This window comes from Luteococcus sp. (assembly GCF_043424415.1).
Classification (GTDB): Bacteria; Actinomycetota; Actinomycetes; order Propionibacteriales; family Propionibacteriaceae; genus Luteococcus.
Map to the genome: position 1 here is coordinate 1 of NZ_JBHWOO010000087.1, position 3,983 is coordinate 3,983.

The 3,983-nt window shown below is 70.0% G+C and carries 4 protein-coding genes; all 4 read left to right on the forward strand.

The window, feature by feature from the left end:
• A partial coding sequence (locus tag ACHFFZ_RS05230) for a (Fe-S)-binding protein (protein ID WP_394275606.1) occupies positions 1 to 1,184 on the forward strand: 1,184 nt, incomplete at its 5' end.
• 72 nt (positions 1,185 to 1,256) lie between these two features.
• Complete coding sequence (locus ACHFFZ_RS05235; RefSeq protein ID WP_394275607.1) at positions 1,257 to 1,532, forward strand: (Fe-S)-binding protein; 276 nt, start codon at positions 1,257 to 1,259, stop codon at positions 1,530 to 1,532.
• Between the two features lie 88 nt (positions 1,533 to 1,620).
• Positions 1,621 to 2,643 (forward strand): hypothetical protein, encoded by a 1,023-nt coding sequence (locus tag ACHFFZ_RS05240; protein WP_394275608.1) that lies wholly within the window; start codon positions 1,621 to 1,623, stop codon positions 2,641 to 2,643.
• Positions 2,644 to 3,305: 662 nt separating this feature from the next.
• Positions 3,306 to 3,983, forward strand: a 678-nt coding sequence (locus tag ACHFFZ_RS05245) for a DsbA family protein (RefSeq protein WP_394275609.1), incomplete at its 3' end; no start/stop codon positions are given.

Here is a 3,983-nt window from a genome sequence, read left to right on the forward strand (position 1 = left end):
CTCTCTCCCCCGAGGCGCTCGGCCTGTTCGGTCAGGTCAAGCAGCTCTTCGACCCCAAGAACCTGCTCAACCCGGGCGTGCTCGTCGATCCGGTTCCCGTCGAGGCGGACATCCGCGTCGCCGCGACCATCAACTCCCCGCTACGCCTGGAGGACCCGGACTTCGTCACGGCCGTGCACCAGTGCACCGGCGTGGGCAAGTGCCTGGCCGACTCCACGGCCGGCGGTGGCGTGATGTGCCCGAGCTTCCAGGCCACCCGCGACGAGAAGGACTCCACCCGTGGCCGCGCCCGCGTGCTGCAGGAGATGGTCAACGGCTCGCTGGTCAGCCAGGGGTGGCGCTCGCCGGAGGTGCACGAGGCGCTGGACCTTTGCCTGAGCTGCAAGGGCTGCTCCTCGGACTGCCCCACCGGCATCGACATGCCCAGCTACAAGTCCCGGGTGCTCTTCGAGAGCTACCAGGGCCGGCTACGCCCGCTGAGCCACTATGCGCTGGGCTGGCTGCCGCGCTGGGGCCGTCTGGTGACGCGGCTTCCCGGTGTGGGCGCAGTGGCCAACCTGGGCACCCAGATGCCGGGGCTGAAGCACCTGGTGCGGCTGGCTGCCGGCGTCGACCAGCGACGCCCGATGCCCGAGTTCCGGGTGGACGGCAGTGCTCGGGCGCAGTTCAAGGACCGTGCCGCGACGATCCCCTCGACCCCGATGTCCAGCACGCCCGGGGGCACCCCGGCCGAGGCGCAGCACGCCGACGAGACCGCCCCCAGCCCCTATGAGCACCCCGAGGAGCAGAGCCCGGAGACCAAGGATGGTGCTCGGGCAGGCGCCACTGCTGGCAAGGACTGCGTCATCTGGGTGGACTCCTTCACCGACGCCTTCGTCGGCAACCAGCTCGCCGGACTGGTGCAGACCCTGGTGCGGGCCGGCTTCGAGCCGCGGGTGCTGCAGGAGACGGCCTGTTGCGGGCTCACCTGGATCACCACCGGCCAGTTGGACGGGGCCCGTCGGCAGCTGCGCGGCGCCCTCGACGTGTTGCACCCGATCGTCGCCGCGGGCATCCCGGTGGTGGGCCTGGAACCCAGCTGCCTGGCGGTCTGGCGCAGCGACGCCAAGGAGCTCTTGCACGACGACCCGCGCGTCGAGGAGGTCGCCCGCGGCGTCCACACGCTGGCGGAGCTGCTGCTGTAGGTCGAGGACCTCGAACTGCCCGACCTGTCGGGGCACACGATCGTCGCCCAGCCGCACTGCCACCACTCCTCGGTGCTGGGCTGGGCGGCCGATGCGGAGATCCTGCAGCGCACCGGCGCCGAGCTGGTGACCCTGGGCGGCTGCTGCGGCCTGGCGGGCAACTTCGGCGTGGAGCGCGGCCACTACGAGGTGAGCGTGAAGGTGGCCGAGCACGACCTGCTGCCCGCCCTGAGGGAACATCCCGAGGCGATCGTGCTGGCCGACGGCTTCAGCTGCCGCAAGCAGGTCAAGGATCTTGAGGCGCGCGATGCCATGACGCTGGGCGAGCTCATCGCGGCCCACCGCTGACATGCGCTGGTTCCGGCGCAGGCTGCGGTGGGAGGAGACGGCGACCCGGCAGGTCCCGTCGGTCTGTCCAGGCTCCGCCGGTCACGGCGTGGTGGCCAACAGGCGGGTGGAGGTGGACGGTGTGGAGGTGCTCGGGCTCAACGGGCGGGGCATCGCCATCAATCCGGACACCCAGCTGCCCTACGTGGCCGTGGTGGCCTCGATGATGGCGGTGGAGCTCTCCCGTCCGCTGCTGCCCTTCCTGGTGAGCAATGACCTGTTCGAGGCGGTCGGCGAGCTGTCCCCCGCCCCACCGGTGCAGGTGGACCTCTCGGCCGACGAGGACCCCTATGACGGTCGCACCTGGCGGGTGCACTGCGTCGACGAGTCGATGGCCACCGCCCTGCTGGACCGCGCCGCCTGGGAGTGGCTCGAGCAGCAGGGGCGTCGCAGCGCGCTGACGCTGTGGATCGACGGGCGGCATGTGGTGGCATCCCAGCCCATGTCCCGTGCTGATCGGGTGGCTCGGCGGCTGGTGGGTTTCCACCAGCTGGTCGAACGGCGCCTCGCCAGCGGCGAGCTGGATGCGTGGGCCGTCGACCCGCCCTACCCGGAGGTCACGAACCACTCCGTCGGCGTGTTCGATCCCCTGTACGTGCGCGACGGCGGCTGGAGCTTCACACCGGTGGATCGGGAGTTGCTCTTCTTCCTGTGGAAGATCCGGCCGGCCAGCCAGTACGGGGGCATGTTCCGTGGCGAGGTCGACGACACCAGCTTCGTGGGCCTCGACGAGGCGGGCCTGGCCTGCGTGGTGATGCTCCCCCTGGAGCGGGCCGTCCCCGACCACGTGCACTTTGCCCGTCGCCCGCTGGTCAGGCGCGACACCGTCACCACCGAATGGCTCGACTTCAACGATGACTTCACCGTCCGCTCCTCCGACGAGCGGGTGGGCCACCAGGTGACCAGCCCGCGGTTGATGGAATACCTCTACGACCACCGGGTGCATCGCCTCGACGTGAAGGGCGACTGGATCTTCGTGCGCCTGCGCCGCCCCACGGCCGAGAAGGTGCGCCAGGCGGTGCGGGTGATGGCCGGCGCCCGAGAACTCCTTCCCCGCCACGGCGTGGGCTGACGGCGTCCGCTTGGGCCGGTCACCGATCCGACCTACCGTGGACCTGCGGACGCCTCCTGTGCATACAGGGGAACGGGTCCAGCTTCTCCTCCGGGCCCGTGCACCTGCAGCTCGTTCTTGTCAGCCTGGGATTCAGAGCCGCCATGGGCCGCCCAGCACGTCATTGCCACGCAGCATCGGGTACCAGTGGCGGGCGAAGCTCTTCCACGGATGCGCCAGCACCTGCTGATAGGCGGAATAGGCCACCATGTCGGCCTCTGGAGCCACTGGCTGCGGTCGGAGTGCTGGAACATCGGGTCTTCCAGGACCCGTCGCCGGCCGAGTCACAGCGCCCGGTGCGCGGTGACATGGCCGGTGTCGGTACCGCCGCCGTCCATCACCACCAGTGCATGCGCGTCGCGATGGTCGAGTCAACGCCCCAGTACCTGTGCCCAGTCGTCATCGACCACCCCCGCCCAGCTGAAGCAGATGATCCCGGAGCGCTGCGCGCCGGAGCCGTCCACGTGGACCAGCCTCATTGCGTCCTCTCGTCCCTGACCCACATTCCACCGGATGGCTCTGACAAAGCGCTTCCAGGGACGCGCAAGGGTCGCCACAGTCGTGCGTGGGCTGGTCGCAGCCCCGACGGGAACAAAGCAGGTTCCTGGCTGGTTGCAGCGGCCATGGAGATCGACATCTGGTCCGACATTGCCTGCCCGTGGTGCTACATCGGACTGACGCGCTTCCGGCGCGTGCTCGACGGCTTCGAGCACCGGGAGCAGGTCAGGGTCCGAGTGCACAGCTTCCAGCTCGACCCGGCCCTTCCCGAGTCCTTCGACGGCACCGAGGCCCAGTACCTCGCCCGGTCCAAGGGCATGCCCGAGGAACAGGTGCGCCAGATCTTCCAGCAGGTCGCTGCGGCCGGCGAGTCCGAGGGCCTGACCTTCGACTTCGAGTCGCTTGCCGTGGCGAACAGTCGCCGCGCCCACCGCCTGCTGCATGCCGCCCGCGTGGAGGACCAGGACGGTGACACGGCCCAGCGTCTCGAGATGGCCCTGTTCCGGGCCCACTTCACCGACGGGGAGTCGATCGGGGACGCCGAGGTGCTGGTCCGGTTGGCCACCGAGACAGGGCTCGACGAGCAGGCCGCACGTCTGGCAGTCGGCGACGGCCCGGTGGCCGAGAAGCTCGACCAGGCCGTCCAGAACGACATCAACCTTGCCGGCCACCTCGGCATCCAGGGCGTGCCCTTCTTCGTGCTGGCCAACAAGTACGGCATCTCCGGCGCCCAGCCGGCCGAGGCCCTCGAGCAGGCACTCAGCCAGGCCTGGAGAGAGCTGCACCCGCAGGTCCAGCCGCTG